Genomic DNA, 16,202 nt, shown 5'->3' with positions numbered 1-16,202 from the left:
AAGTTATTGACAAGCTAAGATTGTAGATGAGCCAAAGAATCCAAAAGTTTTTCTTTGGTAAATGGTTTAAAAATATAACCAGAGACATAAGGAATTTTTGCCGCCCTTTCTGTATCCGCTTCGTCAACCGAAGAACTTACCAGATAAATTTGAATTTGTTTTAGGAATTTGGAAAGTAAAGGTTCCATCGCTTCTAAGAATTGCCAACCATCCATAAAAGGCATATTAATATCCAAAAATATAATATCAGGAAGTGTTGATGTGTTTTCCAGTTCTGATTGGAAAAAACTGAGTGCGTTCTCGGCATCCGAAAATACCAAAACTTCACCAGCAATGCCAGCATTGGATATGATCTTCTTGGTTGTGAATTGGTAAATTTTGTCATCATCGATGATACAAATTTTGGGCGTCATGTGTTAGCACCCCCATTCGGAAAATGAAGTAAAAACGTGGCACCTTCCCCAGGTTTCGATTTGACTTCAACTCTTCCGCCCAATGATTCCATCGTATATTTCATTAAAAATAAACCGAGACCTTTCCCACTCATCTGACGATGAAAAGTCTTCTTCAGCTGAAAAATTTGATCCCCATACCGAGATAAATCAACCCCTAATCCATTATCTGAGAAGGAAATTGTCGTTTCGGAACCCATAGAAAAGGATTCCACTCCAATCCGAAGTTCCCGAGAAGGATCAGCAAATTGAATTGAATTGCTGATGAGTTGTAAAAATAAGGTTTCTAGGTATTCTTTGGAAACAAAAACCAATTCTTTTTCTGTCACATTCAGTTCAATGTGGACGTTTTTTTTCTGGAATTCCCCTTCCATCAGTTTTTGCACTTTTTGAAAGGTAGGAAGGATGGAAATCCATTCAGGTTGGTAATTTTCCAAACTTTGGATCTTTAGGGTTGTGATTAATTCGGAAAGTACGGTTTCCAAATTTTCAGTCACTTCTTCCAAATGATTTTGTAATTCCTTTCTTTCTTCTTCTACATCTGTTATTTTTAATAAATCCAATAAACTCCTGAGATTACTCACAGGTGCCCGTAAATGATGAGAGATGATTTGGTTATAAGATTGGAGTTGTTTGTTTTGGATGAGAAGAGAATTTTTAGTGGCTTTTAAGTGTTCATTGTTTTCTAAAAGCAGAGATTCTGTTTTTTTTCGTTCGTCAATATCGATTATTTGTGCTAAATAATAAATTGCTTTCCCTGAATCATCGCGTAACACAGTGACTGTGATGTATGCCCAAACTAAATGTCCTAGTTTATGTACATATTGTTTTTCTATGGAATAATGATCGATCATTCCTTTTTGGACAGAATCTCTATACCGTAAATTTTCTTCTAGTTCTCCTATGGAACTAATTTCAGAAAAATGTTTTCCTAATAGTTCAAAGATTTCATAACCTAAAAATTTTGCGAAGGCTTCATTGACATCGTCGATGTAACCATGTGTGCTCGTTAATACAAGTCCAATGGGGGAATCACGGAATAAGGTTTTGAATTTACGTTCGGACAAAGCTAAGTTTGCATCGGATTCTATTTTTTCTGAGATATCGCGAGAAGATGTATGGAGGTATTTTTTTCCTGAAATGGAGTGAGTGGTCAATCGATTGTCTGATTGTAACCAGATATAAGTTCCATTTTTATGTAAGTAACGGAAAGTGGGGTGGATGTTTTCGTCACCTCGCAAAAGTGGTTGGTGTGATCTTTCAAAAATTAATCTTCTGTCATCGGGATGGAAAAAATCATATGGATTTTTTCCAACGAGTTCCTCTGGTTCATATCCGATGATTGATTTTGAATTGGGGCTCACATAAATGTAAGTCCCATCAGTTTCATGTAAACATACCAATTCTCGGCTAATCGAGGTTAGTAATTGCAATATTTCGGAATCGGGAAGTGCCACACCCTAATTCAATAAGAGAAGAATCCGGTTGTCTATCCCAAATCAGTTTTTTTTAGAATGAATAAAATCACTTGAGATAACATTTTTTTGTACCATCATTCAAGTTTTTCACCTAAAAGAGATGTGGCTAATAAAACTGTAATAGGGATACTCAAATGAAAAATCTATCGTACATTATCTTGGATGGGAATCTAACTTCTGATCCAGAGGAGAAAACAATTGCTGGAGGTAAGTCACTGGCACAATTCACTGTGGCAGTCAATCACTCTCAAAACAACCCAGATGCAAAGGAAAAGGATGATGTTTCCTTTTTTGAAGTGGAAGCTTGGGAAAAGTTGGGAGAAAACTGTGTGGAGTACTTAAAAAAAGGAAGTAAAGTGACTGTGATGGGCAATTTAAAACAAAACCGATGGAAAACTCCAGATGGCGAAAATAAATCAAAAGTGAAAGTCACGGCATCTACTGTTCGATTCGATAGTATGAAGAAACGAGAAGAAAAAGTAGCATAACTGGAACACGGGTGTTTGTTAGACCAAGCACCCGCGTTTTTGAATGTTATGGAGTTGTGATGGTTCTCTTTTTATGTTTTGTATGAGTTGGAGAATCAAAGATAGAATGGTTATCATCTTTTTCCAATTGTGAATTTTCTTTTGATTCCTCGGTTCTTTTGTCTTCTTCTACCATCGTTTGTTTTCCCAATTTGCCAACGGAAAGAATTCGAAAATACCGCGGTGAAGATACTAAGTTCCATTCTCTGAAGAAAAATTTGGTAAATGTATGCTTTGGTCCATACGTTCCATTGGAAGAGTCAATTTTTGATTTAATATTTGTTTTAAATTCTGTCTGCTCTTCTGAGGTTAAGTTTGGGAACTGTGCAATTTCCCCATTGACATAACGATTTCTCAAAATATCCAATTCACGTCGATTCCGTGAAGTTACATCATCGAAAAATTTTTGTTTGGCGCCAAAACAATTTCCGCCATACGATTCACAATTTGGTTCCAAATAAGGTAGAACATAAGTTAACTCTAAATAAATACTAATGTATTCTCCTGGAGAAGGAACTTTCCCTTCAAAAATTTCGAGTACCTGGGGAACTGTGTCACGATCGGAGTATTGTCTTTCGATGGCCTCTCTTGAGATCCTAGTTTCTGGAGTTGTGCTATTCACCTTCACTGGTTTTTTAGATTCGCCAACAATCACCTTATTTCGCATCACTTCTGTTTTAGTTTCCAAAATTTCATAGGCTTGGAAGTTAACAGGTTGTTTTGCGATGATTTCACCTTTTTGGTTTAAGACGACTATGTGATGGTCTATAATGGTGCCAGCGATGATTTCTTCTATGATGCTGATTCCTGCATCTTCAAAAAATAAATCCAATTGGATAAAGGGAATTTTGTTTTCTGAATATTCAACACTCACTCCTGGCTCTTGGGTGAGGGGTTTTTTGGAATTTGATTCCTGGCCTAGATTTGCCTCTTGTTTAGTGATCATTTTGATTCGATTCAAATTGATTTGTTCGGATTGTGTTGGGAAGTTAGGAATCATCACCTGTTGTGGTGTTTGGCACATCCAAACAAATAGCAAAAGCAATACGACAAAAGGAATTCGTTTCATATTTTAAAGTATCGGCTAAGGATTGCCCCTAAAATTAGGGGCAATGATGGTCTTAGATGTGTTTTGCACTCATTGGAGGAAGGATTGGTCCACTCACTTGTTGGATTTCTACATACTTACCATTGATCAGTCTGTATGCTTTTTCTGGTTTTTCTTTTAAAAAGTAAACTGACTCAACACCTTTTGCGGTAGGAGCATCCATTCTTAAAACTTTACCCCATTCTGTGTAGGTAAGAGTGATGGTTTGTCCATTTTCGCTATATTCTTTCACTAGTTTTCCATCAAAGTCATACTCCGCCGCTGCAATTGGATTATGGTCAGTCCAGAATTCAATTAGGTTGAAAACAATAATGTCCAAGAAACTTCCAATTCCATACGCAATGTATAAAGGAAAAATCATTAACAAGGAACGAAAGAAACTTGCTAATTTACCCGATCCAATTTGAATCCCAGCATTAAAAGAATATACTGCCTTAATTGCACCAAATTTTCCAAAACAATTGGAAAGTAGGCCGAAGGACAATAACCCGACGAGCGCTGTTTTAAATACTTTTTTCATTTTCTACCTCTATAGTTCTTAGCTGAAAACTAGTGACCAATCATAAGTGAAATGCAAATGTTCTGCAAGTCGAAATGATTGACAGTGGTATTTTTTCGATGATTCTGGTCTGAATAGAAGGCAAACCCATTGATCTTTTCTGATTTTGAATACTTTGTCTTCTTTCTTTTTGTCTTTTTTACCGTTTGGTATTTATTCCCAGCACTCTTTTCGAACCAATCTAAAGAAACTCGCATCTTACATATATTCCTACTCATCAGTAGTTATTTTTTCTACATGTCTTGGGATTATCGTTTTGGGGCACTGATACTTTTATCCACAGCCATTGACTTTTATGTGGGTCTCAAACTTGCAAATGAAACGAGAGAAAAAGTAAGGTATTATTTATTACTCTTTAGTTTGGTTACAAACTTAGTTTTTATCCTAGGATTTTTTAAATACTATAATTTTGTAGTGACTTCTATGAATTCCGTCACCAATGGATTGTTTGGTGGCGATATGTTACCTGTTTTAAAAATCATTTTGCCAGCAGGGATTTCCTTTTTTACATTCCAATCATTATCGTATACGATTGATGTGTATCGCAAAGAGATACCAGCGGAAACTGATTTTATTCGCTTTGCATTATTTGTGAGTTTTTTCCCACAACTTGTTGCAGGTCCCATTGTTACAGCAAGGACCTTTATGCCCCAGTTGTACAGTCCTAAAAAATTAGAAGACATTGAATTTCGAGTTGCAATTCGTTTTTTTATGTTAGGTTATTTTAAAAAGGCCGTACTTTCTGATATGGTTGCACCAACAATTGATGCCATTTATGCAAATCCAGCAGGTCATCATGCTTATGCCTTGCTCATTGCGGCCGCTCTAGGAGGAATCCAAGTGTATTTGGATTTTAGCGGGTATTCGGATATGGCCATCGGCAGTGCCATGTTACTCGGTTACAAATTGCCTACCAATTTTAATTTACCATTTCTCGCCACATCTGTTTCCGGCTTTTGGCGAAGGTGGCATATGACACTCAATTCTTGGTTACGTGACTATATTTACATCCCAATGGGTGGAAGCCGTGTAACTTCCGTACGTCGTAAGTTTAATTTATGGTTTACCATGTTTGTGAGTGGGGTTTGGCATGGTGCGCAATGGACCTTTGTGTTTTGGGGGTCTCTCAATGGATTTTTTTATGTTTTGGAAGAAATTTGGAAAGAGTGGTTTCCGGACAAAAAAGAAACTACTTCTGGCCAATTTTCGTCACTCGTTCAAATTCCTGTTTGGCTGTTTCAAAATGTACTCAATAATTCCATTTTCTTTTTAGGTGCGGTTTTTTTCCGCTCGCTTACTTGGGAAAATGCTTGGATCCATTTAAAAGGGATTTTCTTTTTCCAAGATGGAAATTTACGCCCCTATATGTGGAAAGATTTCCTATGGATCATTGGTTTTCTGGCGATTGGACATGCCATTGGTTATTTTCTCTTCGAAAAGGGGAAAGGGAAAAAAATCCCTGCCAGTTTTGAATTTGCGATGTATCCAATTCTGTTTCTTGTCTTAAATTTAGCTACACCCGAAAACTCTGTTCCGTTCATCTACTTTCAGTTCTAATTTGCTTTTTTCGTTTCCAATTCTAGGAATCCATGTATTTTGTTGCTATGGAAAGTGAGCGAAGGCTTCCCAGAATTTCTCCAGGTGATTTTTCCGAGTTTGAAGTCCATTTGGATCTCGAAGGAATCACTCTATTTGGAAAATTAGGAAACATTTCTGAAGAAGGACTTTGTTTTTTGGGAGAAGACGATTTACTCAGTGATGAAATCGAATCACTAGTACTCGGGAGTATTGTTTGGTCAAAAGGCACAAAACGGTTGTTTTTTGAAGGTACCATCATGTGGACCCAAACTTCCAAAATCAAAAACGTCATTTATCATATCGCTGGAATTCAATTTGTAGAAAAAATCAATTTAAATGACTCAATGCTCGCAAGAAGTTTGGAGATAAAATGAAAATATTGTTACTTGGTGGAACAGGACTTGTCGGTAAACAAGTGTTATTGTCTCTTCTCTTTTATCCTCAGATCAAAAAAGTGATCGTTTGGGCTCGTCATTTTGAGAACTCATCCAAACCAAATCTTCCCATTGAAGTGATAAAAGTCACTTGGGAAGATTTCCAATCAGGAAAGGTAAGTGTTCCCGACGGAATTGATGCCGTGTTTTGTTGTTTGGGTACTACCATTAATAAGGCTGGGAGTCAGGAGAAATTTAGAGAAATTGATTATGAATATCCACTCCTTGCCGCAAAACAAGCGAAGGAAAAAAATGTCCCAGGTTTTTATATCATTACAGCGATGGGCTCTGATGCTCACTCTTCCATTTTTTACAACCGAGTGAAAGGAGAATTGGAAAAGGAATTGATGGCACTTTCATTTCCCTTTTTAGGAATCTTTAGGCCTTCCCTTCTCATTGGAGAACGAGACGAACTTCGGATCGGAGAAAAGGTTGGTGAGGTACTTGGCCACATCATTCCATTTGGATTATTTGGTTTAAAAAAATACAAACCCATCCAAGCAGAATATGTTGCCAAATCTATGATTTATTCGTTGTTACATGATAAAACTACAGATCCATCCAAACCGATGGTAAAAATTTATGAAAACGATATTCTGTGGGAGATAGGTAAGGACCATTCTTTTTGATTCCAGATAATAAACAAAAACCCTATTCCAAAACAAAATACATCATTTTCAGTTTTGTAGTTCACTTCATTGTAAGAGTTTGGTATCTATTTGTAAGAAATCAAAAGTTGATCATCCCTCAGGAATCAACAAATGTCATCGAACAAGGAAAGGATTACATCATCGCAGTGTTTCATGAAACAACACTTTCTTTGTACAGGCACGCAACTGAATACTTAAAACGAAAGAAAAAAGCGGACATGGTAGCACTTGTGTCCCAATCAAAAGATGGTGAAATTATCCACCAAACATTTGCTCGTTCAGGCCTTCGTTCGGTGCGAGGATCCTCTACAAGGGGCGGAACAGGTGCGTTTCGCAATATCCTAAAGGAAATGAAACAAGGTGCGGTTCCCATTTTCACCGTCGACGGACCCAAAGGCCCAAGAAGGGAAGTAAAACCAGGTGTGATCGTGACAGCCTCACTCACTGGATTTCCCATTTTGTATCTACATTCCTGTTATGACCGTGCTTACGTATTTCGGAGTTGGGACCGCCATTTTTTCCCAAAATTTGGGGCTAGGCTCTTCATCCAATATGGGAAACCCTTCTTTGTTCCCAAGGGTCTCACAGAAAGCCAAATCGAAGAATATGCTAAAAAATTGGAAACGGAAATGCAAACGAATGCGGATTCACTGGAATCATTTGTGCGTGGACTCTTTCCTGACAATTCTATTGACGTACCACCTAAAAACGAAACTTTAACCAAGTAAGGTAAAAAATATGTCCTCTCTTAAAAACTATATCTTCACTTCCGAGTCCGTATCTGAAGGACACCCGGACAAAGTCTGTGACCAAATTTCTGATGCCATTCTCGATGCGTATTTAGCCCAAGATCCAAAGTCCCGTGTAGCTTGTGAAACCCTTGTTACGACAAATCTTGTCGTCATTGCTGGTGAAATTACTAGTAAGGGAAAAGTAGACACCCAAGAAATCGCACGAGATGTGATTCGCAAAATTGGATACAACGACATCAATATGTACTTTGATGCTGACTTTGCAGTCGTTGCTTCACATGTCCATGCACAATCTCCAGACATTGCCCAAGGGGTAAACGAAGGAGAAGGTCTTCACACGGAACAAGGTGCTGGTGACCAAGGATTGATGTTTGGATTTGCCATCGCAGAAACTCCAGAGTTAATGCCTGCTCCACTTTATTATTCACACAAACTCCTCGAACACCTATCGGAACTTCGCCATACAAACAAAATTGAATGGTTACGACCAGATGCAAAATCACAAGTTACCATCCAGTACGAAGATGGAAAACCAAAACGTGTTGATACCGTAGTTATTTCCACACAACACAAACCTGGTGTGACTCATAAACAAATCGAAGAAGCAGTGATCGAAGAGTGTATCAAAAAAATGATTCCAAAAGAATTGTTAACTAATACTCGTTACTTTATTAACCCTACTGGAAAATTTGAGATTGGTGGTCCACATGGTGATACTGGTCTAACCGGACGTAAAATCATCGTCGATACTTACGGTGGAATGGGTCGCCATGGTGGTGGTGCATTCTCTGGAAAAGATCCATCTAAAGTAGACCGTTCTGCAGCATATATGGGCCGTTACATCGCGAAAAACGTAGTCGCTGCTGGTCTTGCTCACAAATGTGAAGTACAATTAGCATATGCAATTGGTGTCGCACAACCTGTATCTGTTCTTGTGGATACATTTGGAACAGGAACTATTTCTGATGAAGAAATTGCAAAGCGTGTACTTGCAAACTTCAAACTCACTCCAAAAGGAATTGTAGAAGGTTTGGATCTCCTTGGAAAAGGAAGAAAATACCAAGAAACTGCTGCTTACGGCCATTTTGGTAGAACTGGAAGTACATTTACTTGGGAAAAAACTGACAAAGCTGAAGCGTTAAAAAAAGGATAATCATGGGAGCACCTAGCCAATCAACAGCGGACAAAAAAGCAACAAGAGATGCATACGGCGAAGCCTTAGTTGAGTTAGGTGCATCAAGGCAAGATATAGTCGTTTTAGATGCGGACCTTTCTGGTTCTACTAAAACTGCTGACTTCAAAAAGAAGTATCCTGAGAGATTTTTTAACGTAGGTGTCGCGGAACAAAACTTAGTTGGTCATGCGGCAGGTTTAGCTCTTTCGGGATTTGTTCCATTTGCCTCCAGTTTTGCAATGTTTTTATCTGGTCGTGCCTGGGAAGTTGTAAGGAATAGTGTCGTTTATCCAAAGTTAAACGTAAAACTTGTAGCTTCTCACGGTGGAATCACTGTAGGGGAAGATGGTGCTTCTCACCAATGTATTGAAGACTTCGCAATTATGCGTGTCATTCCAGAAATGACTGTCATTTGCCCATCTGACTTTAATGAAACCAAACAAGTGATTCACGCCATTGCTGATTACAAAGGCCCTGTGTACGTGAGAGTGGGAAGACCTGCCATTCCAGTCATTGAACGTGAAAACTACAAATTCCAAATAGGAAAAGCAGAAGTGATGTCGGAAGGTAAGGATGTTTGTATCATTGCGAACGGAGTGATGGTGAACGAAGCCATGACTGCAGTAGGACTCCTCAAAGAAAAAGGAATCCATGCCACTCTACTCAATATGGCAACAATCAAACCTTTGGACAAAGAGGTTATCATCGCCAAAGCAAAAGAATGTGGTGCAGTTGTGACTTGTGAAGAACACAATGTCATTGGTGGCCTTGGTTCTGCTGTCTCTGAACTTTTATCGGAAGAATACCCTGTTCCCGTCATCAAAGTGGGAATGAAGGATAGTTTTGGAAAATCAGGAACTTGGAGTGGACTTCTCGATTATTTTGGCCTTCGTGCAAAAGATGTAGTTTCCCACGCGGAACTTGCCATTTCCAAAAAGAAAAAATAAGGGAAAGGCTTCGGTCATGACCGGTTCCGGAGCATCCCAACCTTCTATCTTAGAAGAAACCGAAATCAAACCAACCAAAAATGACGGCCCATGGAAGGTCGTTTTGTGGGATGACGACCATCATACCTATGAGTATGTCATTGAGATGCTCATGGATGTTTGCCAAATGACTTGGGAAAAAGCCTTCCAACATGCTGTGGAGGTGGATACCCGCAAAAAAACCATCGTCTTTTCTGGGGAATTAGAACACGCAGAGTTTGTTCATGAGCGGATTTTGGAGTATGGTCCTGACCCTAGAATGAGTTCCTCCAAAGGATCCATGACCGCAACATTAGAACAGTAAAATAATGATCGTCATTTTGTTCCATGAACTCAATTAAGAATTTTAAAATGAAATCTAGTTTATTGATCAATTTCGAATGAATGAATCATATACAAAAATGAAACGAATCATAGATGATATGAAGTTCAAACTAATCGAATTGTTCGCCAAATCTTTTCAAAATTTTAAGGAAGATTTTACTACTTCTGGTACAAACACAAAGAATCATAGTTTCATATTATTTTTTTCTAATTTTCTTTTATCATTTTTGATCCTAATTTTGAGAAAACCGGATTCAATTCTGAATGCTCAATTATGGGCTGAAGATGGACAAATATTTCTCCGAGATGAATGGGTTACTGGATTCCCTGATACAATCTTTTTTCTGTATGCGGGATACATCCACTTAGTACCTAGATTCATTGCATTTTTTGCGAATTTGTTTCCCTATGAATTGATACCTTTGGTATTTAACCTTTCTGCTATTTTGATTTCAGCGATTTCTGTTTCTATTTTTTCTCTCACTAAGTTTCGTTATATCCTAAGAAGTGATTTTTTAAGAACAATTGTGATTGTTTTACTTTGTTGTTCACCAGTTGGAATAGAATCAATTAACAATATCACCAATGTACATTTTTTCCTGTCTTTGGGGGTTTTTCTTTTGGCTATCATTGGTGGTGAATTAAATGGATTCAGTTATCTATTGATCACAGTTTATGTATTTTTGGGGATTTTTTCTGCTCCATTGGCAATCTGTTATGCTCCTCTATTTTTAATTCGTCCATTCCTTTGTAAATTTGATCGAAAACGTTGGGTATACCTAGTTTTGTTTCTGATTGGATTGGGATACGGAATTTTGATGTTTTATTTGGGTTCTAGGGATTCAGTGGTTGGCATTGATTGGAACTATTTCGTAAACCTAATCCATATCGAAAAATTAATTCGATTGATTGTCGCAACCTACTTCATGAACACGAATTCAGTAGAATTCATAACATATCATAAGTATTTCTGGATACTCGAACTGGTCTTACTCTACTTTTATTGCAAAAAATTCAAAATGCAAGGTGTTCAAACTTCGATATTGTTGGGCAGTTTTTTGATAACCGTTTTGATTCCAGTCTTACTTCGGGGTGGTTTGTCATTAAACGCAGAGCAGGCCACTTATACGACACTCGTGAATGGGGCAAAGGAATCATTTTATTTTTTAAATGTCATTAATCTGATGATCAATCGGTATGGTTTGGTACCATATTTTATGTTCTGTATTTTGACCTTTGTATTGTTATTCGACAAAAATAAAATTCAGACAACTGTTCATTTACCAATTCTCGTGGTTGTTGTATTCCTTTTTGTAATTCGAAATTCAATTTTCATCAAACCATACGAAGATTTAAAGTGGGATCAGTATGCGGATAAGGTTAAAAACAAAACTGATGTTTCGATCCCAGTGAATCCAATATGGTTTCCCAAAATTGAAATCAAAAAAGAATCGTGGAAATAGGAAAAAAACTTTTAATCTTCACATCTTGCGTTCTAAAGCATAGTTCCGCTCAGGAACCAAAAGAGATGAAACAGATTCATTTGTATCGATTTTTATATTCGTAGTTGGATTGTAAGTATCTAACACAGTCTCACCATCTACGATGAATTGGTAGTGATACTCACCAGGGAGTAATTTTTTCTCTAAGGTAAAAACCCCTTTGCGATCTTTTTTCAAAAAATCATGTTCAGGGTTCCAATCATTAAAATTTCCAACTACACGAACCACTTCTGCATTTGGTAAATAAATTTGAAATTTGACTGTACGCAGATCACGTTCTTCGTTTGCGGAATCTTCCAATACCATCGTTTTTGTTTGCCGATCTGTGTCTTTAGAATCCAAAACAAATCGTGAATAATAAGAACCCGATCCATCTTCCACCTTATCAAAGTTTTCTGGATCATAAGTAAGTAGGCCGTTGACTCGAAATTTATATTCGTATACAGGATCTTCTTCGTAACTGTCTTTGATTTGGTTTGGTTCGATGACTGTGTAATAAATTCCATATTGGTTCCGTTTCATTTCGGCACATTCCCAATTGTTAAAACTACCGCAGATTTCCACAGATTCATCTCTGAGGCCATTATAGGTGAAAAGAATCCCGCGGTGGAGAAGGTTCCCACTCGAAACATAGGATTCGACATCAAGATAACGAATGTAACGTGGTGCGATGTTTTTCTTCAGACTTTCCAATTGCCAAAGGTAATAAACCGTGTCTTGGTCTTCGGTTTCATCTGACATTTCGAGTTCTCCGGAAGAAAAACTTCCGATCCAATCCATGCCATCGTCGGCAAAAATTCCAATACCTGTCAAAAAGAGTAAAATGAGGGCAATTCGGATGAATTTGGATTTCAACATAGTGCAGATGTCTCTTGTGTCCTTTGTCTTTATTTTCGGCAGGATTGAAAAAAGAGCGTGAAAGGTTTTTTCATTCGAGAATCATCTGACATAATAAAAAAAATATTCTGTCATTTTAAGAAGGGGCCGATAATTCATTAGGAATAGACCTTCGCATGGCTGAGCCGATAGACAAATTGAGTCCGGAAGAAATTACACAAATCGAGACGATGTTTTCGGCTCTCAATAAGAACCCTATGTCCTCGGAAGAGCTCAACCCGATGGCAAAGGTCTTACGTGAGAAATTAGGATATACCAATCCATTTGCTGGCAATGAAGAGCCAGAACCTACTGACGAAGAACCAAATGATGCTCTACCCGATGATTTCGGTGGGGATGATACGACTGCAGGTGACACCTCAGATCCATTTGCCGGGCTTGATGATGACGACGACTTTGGTCCACCTAAACTATCCAGTTCCCAACCTGAAGAAGACGATGGGATCGATTTAGATGAATTATTAGGCGAAGATAGCCCTAAACCCAAAGAAACAACTCCTCCTCCTACTGATTTTGATGATTTGGGAATGGATGCACCCTCAGATGATTTGTCTGGGAATGAGGATCCATTTTCAACACCTGCGGGTGACGATGCCGATCCATTTGCAAACCTCGGTTCTCCCAGTGACTCTGAGGCAGGTGCCGATGATCCTTTTGCCAATTTAGATGCGATTGATGAAGCACCCATTGAAGAAACAAAAGCGCCAGAAATTGGTGATGATCCCTTTGCCAATTTAGGCGGCGACGACGATTCAATTCCAAAAACAACCGACGAAGACCTGTTTGCTGGATTTGATTCAGGTTCTGATGAACCACAAGGTACAAGTGATGATTTTGATTTTGGATCTGGTGGCGAAACTCCTTCGGGTGATGATCCATTTGCAGATATGGGATCTACCCCATCCGATTCAGGTGCTGGTTTTGGTGATGACCCTTTTAGTAGTTTAGATTCTCCATCCTCTGATGTCCCTTCCGGTGATGATCCGTTTGGAGATTTGTCAACACCTGCCTCGTCTAGTGAACCTTCGTTTGGTGACGATCCTTTTGCCGATATGGGATCCACTCCAGCCGCAACTGACGCGGGAACAGGTTTTGATGATGATCCTTTTGGAAGTATGGATACTCCATCTACTTCTGCTAGAGAACCCGAACCTGCAGATATAGGTGGTGGATTTGATGATCCATTTGGTGACTTGGGTGTGGGAATGGAACCACCAAGTCTTGATGATGATTTAGCTGCTCCTTCATTTGATGACCTAGCACCTTCCATTGATGATATGCCAGTTTCCGCCATGGACGACTTTGGTGGAAATGATGAAGGTCCTGGTGGATTTGAAGAAGACCTCATGTCACTTGGCAAAGAGGAAGAACCTGAAGAATCTCTTGAATCCAGTTTAACGGATGAAGAACTTGCGGTCATCCAGTCTGAGTTACTTCGTTATCCTCCCAAATTAAGACGAACCATTATTGATGCGATCGTCAACCAACGTATCCCTGTTCGGAACCAAAAAGAAATCATTGAGCTCATCAAAGCCCAACAAAAACCGGAAGACATTGCAAGTTTCTTAAGTGGCCTTCTTGGCGAACGTGTAGAACTCAGTGATTCGAGTGGAAAATTTGCGGCAGATGGAGTTCCCATCATTGCCAGTAAAGATGCATATACTAAAGAAGGTGCAGCTCGTAAACGTGAGTTAATCAGAAGGACAATTTTATCTTCTGCAGCAGCTATCTTTTTAGTATTTGGAATTGTTACTTTATGGAAGTATGTAATCGTTCCTTACCGTGCTAAAGCGCAGTATGCACTTGGACTTGAAAAAATAGAAGAATACAGTTATGAAACTGATGCTCTAGAAAAGAAAAAATTACTCGCTGATGCTGAGAATTATTTTATCAAAGGGGAAGAGATTTTCCCACATAACTTAGAGTTTTTGAATAAATATTGTACTGCTTATACGAAAGCCGGTTTGTATGAAAGAGCGTTTGAAAAATGTTTTGGGAAGGTAGAACCAGATTTTGGTTATGAACCAGAAGACAAGGAACACAAACGTGCTTGGGAAAATCGTAAAGAAGTTCCAAACATCAGTTTTGCAAAAAAAACGGAATGGAATGATGCAGGTGTCGAAACTGCAGGTAGAAGACCACTTCCTGAACTTGCATTTTATTTAACCTCTCAAGACAAAGTTCCAAGAAAGGTATTAAAAGCAGGTGCTTACATTGCATCACGCCTCAAATACAATGTGCATGATATTGATACATATATTGCACTCGGAAACTTTCATTCCTTTCACAGAAAAGACTTTATCGAAGTTCCACCTGGAAGTAATCGCAAAAAATATAAAAATGATCAACTTGCAATCGAATACTTCAAACGAGTGTTTACCGATGGGGGAGACCCTGATAATGTTGATGCCATTGCTGGTATTGCAAAAATTTTCTATAATAAAGAAGAGTTTGGAACGGCTGTTAAATACTATAACGATATCATTGAAAAGTATCCAAAAAATCCAATTGGACACGGTGGAATTTTATCTACATATATTGAAATGTGGAAACGTGACAAAAACCCACAATATGTTTTAAACCACCATAGACAAGTTCGTAATGCTCTAAATATTGAAGACGAACTTTCACTTTTTGTTTTGGCAAAACTTGCTTCCTTTTATATTGATTTAGATTCTGAAGAAGTACGAATCAAATACAACATCAATCCAGAAGACCAAGTCACAGGCATGGAGATTGATGATAACGTAGAATACCTTCTAAACATCGCTTATGGCAAAGATGGTGGTTCCAAATTTGCGGAAGGTTATTACCAAAGAGCACGTTTTTATTTCAAAAAAGAAGAAGCGGCTCGTGCTCTAAAACAATTAGAACTAGCATCAACTTATGATATTAGACATTATTTAGCAGTTTTACTGATGGCTGAATATTATATCCAAACTGAAAATTATGATGAGGCTGTTAAACTTTTAAAAGAAGCCGATGATCGATACCAAAACTATCGTGACCGATTAGGAGAAAGGGACGAAGATGAAACCTTACTCGAAGGAAGTCCAGGAAGGATTTCGTTTAACTTAGGTAAAATTCAATTTTTGGAAGCAGCTGGGATAAACGTAACAGACAACATACGAGAGTTCCCTGGCAAAAAAATCTATCCAGAACGAAGTATTGGAACTCTTTCTTATGAAGAAAAAGAAAGGCGAAATGGTCTTTTTATGGCACGTGAATCATTTCTCGCAGCACTTGACCGTGATATTTCCAAAGATCCAAAGATTGTTAGAGAATGTTATTATTATTTGGGTTGGATTGATTATAACCATGGTGACTTTGCTCAAAGTTTAGATTTTTGGGCAGAACTCCCTGAAGAAGATATATACAATAACCCAACCTTACTCTTTGGAAAGGGAAATGCATTTTATTATACAAGACAATACAATGCAGCACTTGGCAACTATCTGAAGTTAAAGGATGATTTTGAACTGAAGGAACAAAGCCTTGGTCGAATTGACACTGAAAACTCTGATCATAGAGAGGTGTATGAGACTTTAACGGCTCTTTACAATAATATAGGTGCAGTGTATGAGAAAAAACAGGATACCATCAATGCACTCAAATACTATTGGAAAGCAATGGAAACAGCACGTAAAATTGGTTCCGTAAGTGAAATTGCAAACTCGAATAAGGATTTGGTTTTTGCTAGAGCCAAACTAGATAGAGAACCATTGTTAGAAGACTGGTTAGCTCCTACACTGGATCGATTGGCTCAGATTAAAAAATAAAC

The 16,202-nt window shown here is 38.2% G+C and carries 15 protein-coding genes; 10 read left to right on the top strand and 5 right to left on the bottom strand.

Annotated elements, in window-relative coordinates:
* Positions 1 to 14: 14 nt before the first annotated feature.
* On the bottom strand, positions 15 to 413 hold the full coding sequence (locus tag ND812_RS00700) for a response regulator (protein WP_265373831.1): 399 nt from the start codon (positions 411 to 413) through the stop codon (positions 15 to 17).
* Complete coding sequence (locus ND812_RS00695; RefSeq protein ID WP_407658417.1) at positions 410 to 1,909, bottom strand: PAS domain S-box protein; 1,500 nt, start codon at positions 1,907 to 1,909, stop codon at positions 410 to 412. The genes ND812_RS00700 and ND812_RS00695 overlap by 4 nt, the downstream gene beginning before the upstream one ends.
* A gap of 155 nt (positions 1,910 to 2,064) precedes the next feature.
* Here ND812_RS00695 and ND812_RS00690 point away from each other — a divergent pair, with 155 nt between their 5' ends.
* The gene (locus ND812_RS00690; RefSeq protein ID WP_265356909.1) at positions 2,065 to 2,418 is read left to right on the top strand and encodes a single-stranded DNA-binding protein; all 354 of its coding nucleotides are present in this window, start codon (positions 2,065 to 2,067) and stop codon (positions 2,416 to 2,418) included.
* 46 nt (positions 2,419 to 2,464) lie between these two features.
* On the opposite strand, the gene ND812_RS00685 is transcribed toward ND812_RS00690, so the two are convergent.
* Both ND812_RS00685 and ND812_RS00680 read right to left on the bottom strand, forming a co-directional pair.
* Complete coding sequence (locus ND812_RS00685) at positions 2,465 to 3,526, bottom strand: hypothetical protein (protein ID WP_265373829.1); 1,062 nt, start codon at positions 3,524 to 3,526, stop codon at positions 2,465 to 2,467.
* Between the two features lie 52 nt (positions 3,527 to 3,578).
* Positions 3,579 to 4,085 (bottom strand): DUF3332 family protein, encoded by a 507-nt coding sequence (locus ND812_RS00680; protein WP_265373828.1) that lies wholly within the window; start codon positions 4,083 to 4,085, stop codon positions 3,579 to 3,581.
* Between the two features lie 129 nt (positions 4,086 to 4,214).
* Here ND812_RS00680 and ND812_RS00675 point away from each other — a divergent pair, with 129 nt between their 5' ends.
* The 8 genes from ND812_RS00675 (at position 4,215) to ND812_RS00640 (ending at position 11,485) form a co-directional block, all read left to right on the top strand.
* Positions 4,215 to 5,681: an MBOAT family O-acyltransferase gene (locus ND812_RS00675; RefSeq protein WP_265373827.1), complete on the top strand. Its 1,467-nt coding sequence runs from the start codon at positions 4,215 to 4,217 to the stop codon at positions 5,679 to 5,681.
* A 32-nt stretch (positions 5,682 to 5,713) separates the two neighbouring features.
* Positions 5,714 to 6,076: a PilZ domain-containing protein gene (locus tag ND812_RS00670; protein ID WP_265373826.1), complete on the top strand. Its 363-nt coding sequence runs from the start codon at positions 5,714 to 5,716 to the stop codon at positions 6,074 to 6,076.
* The gene (locus ND812_RS00665; protein WP_265373825.1) at positions 6,073 to 6,765 is read left to right on the top strand and encodes a Rossmann-fold NAD(P)-binding domain-containing protein; all 693 of its coding nucleotides are present in this window, start codon (positions 6,073 to 6,075) and stop codon (positions 6,763 to 6,765) included. The genes ND812_RS00670 and ND812_RS00665 overlap by 4 nt, the downstream gene beginning before the upstream one ends.
* A complete protein-coding gene (locus tag ND812_RS00660) occupies positions 6,762 to 7,514 on the top strand; it encodes a lysophospholipid acyltransferase family protein (RefSeq protein WP_265373824.1) in 753 nt (250 codons plus the stop codon). Before ND812_RS00665 ends, ND812_RS00660 begins: the two co-directional genes overlap by 4 nt.
* A gap of 10 nt (positions 7,515 to 7,524) precedes the next feature.
* A complete protein-coding gene (gene metK, locus ND812_RS00655) occupies positions 7,525 to 8,691 on the top strand; it encodes a methionine adenosyltransferase (protein WP_100717569.1) in 1,167 nt (388 codons plus the stop codon).
* A 2-nt stretch (positions 8,692 to 8,693) separates the two neighbouring features.
* Positions 8,694 to 9,659, top strand: coding sequence for a transketolase family protein (locus tag ND812_RS00650; RefSeq protein WP_108960760.1), 966 nt, complete (start codon positions 8,694 to 8,696; stop codon positions 9,657 to 9,659).
* Positions 9,660 to 9,675: 16 nt separating this feature from the next.
* Positions 9,676 to 10,002: an ATP-dependent Clp protease adaptor ClpS gene (locus ND812_RS00645; RefSeq protein ID WP_108961024.1), complete on the top strand. Its 327-nt coding sequence runs from the start codon at positions 9,676 to 9,678 to the stop codon at positions 10,000 to 10,002.
* A gap of 97 nt (positions 10,003 to 10,099) precedes the next feature.
* Positions 10,100 to 11,485, top strand: a complete 1,386-nt coding sequence (locus ND812_RS00640) for a hypothetical protein (RefSeq protein WP_265373823.1) — start codon at positions 10,100 to 10,102, stop codon at positions 11,483 to 11,485.
* An 18-nt stretch (positions 11,486 to 11,503) separates the two neighbouring features.
* Here ND812_RS00640 and ND812_RS00635 read toward each other — a convergent pair whose 3' ends face one another.
* The gene (locus tag ND812_RS00635) at positions 11,504 to 12,382 is read right to left on the bottom strand and encodes a glycogen-binding domain-containing protein (protein WP_265373822.1); all 879 of its coding nucleotides are present in this window, start codon (positions 12,380 to 12,382) and stop codon (positions 11,504 to 11,506) included.
* A gap of 155 nt (positions 12,383 to 12,537) precedes the next feature.
* Between ND812_RS00635 and ND812_RS00630 the strand changes: the two genes are divergently transcribed.
* Entirely contained in the window at positions 12,538 to 16,200 is a 3,663-nt protein-coding gene (locus ND812_RS00630) for a hypothetical protein (protein ID WP_265373821.1), read from the top strand.
* Positions 16,201 to 16,202 lie beyond the last annotated feature (2 nt).

Source organism: Leptospira limi, from assembly GCF_026151395.1.
In the GTDB taxonomy this organism is placed as follows: domain Bacteria; phylum Spirochaetota; class Leptospiria; order Leptospirales; family Leptospiraceae; genus Leptospira_A; species Leptospira_A limi.
Note: the sequence above shows the minus strand (reverse complement) of the source record. Positions and strands in the feature narration are given on the sequence as shown.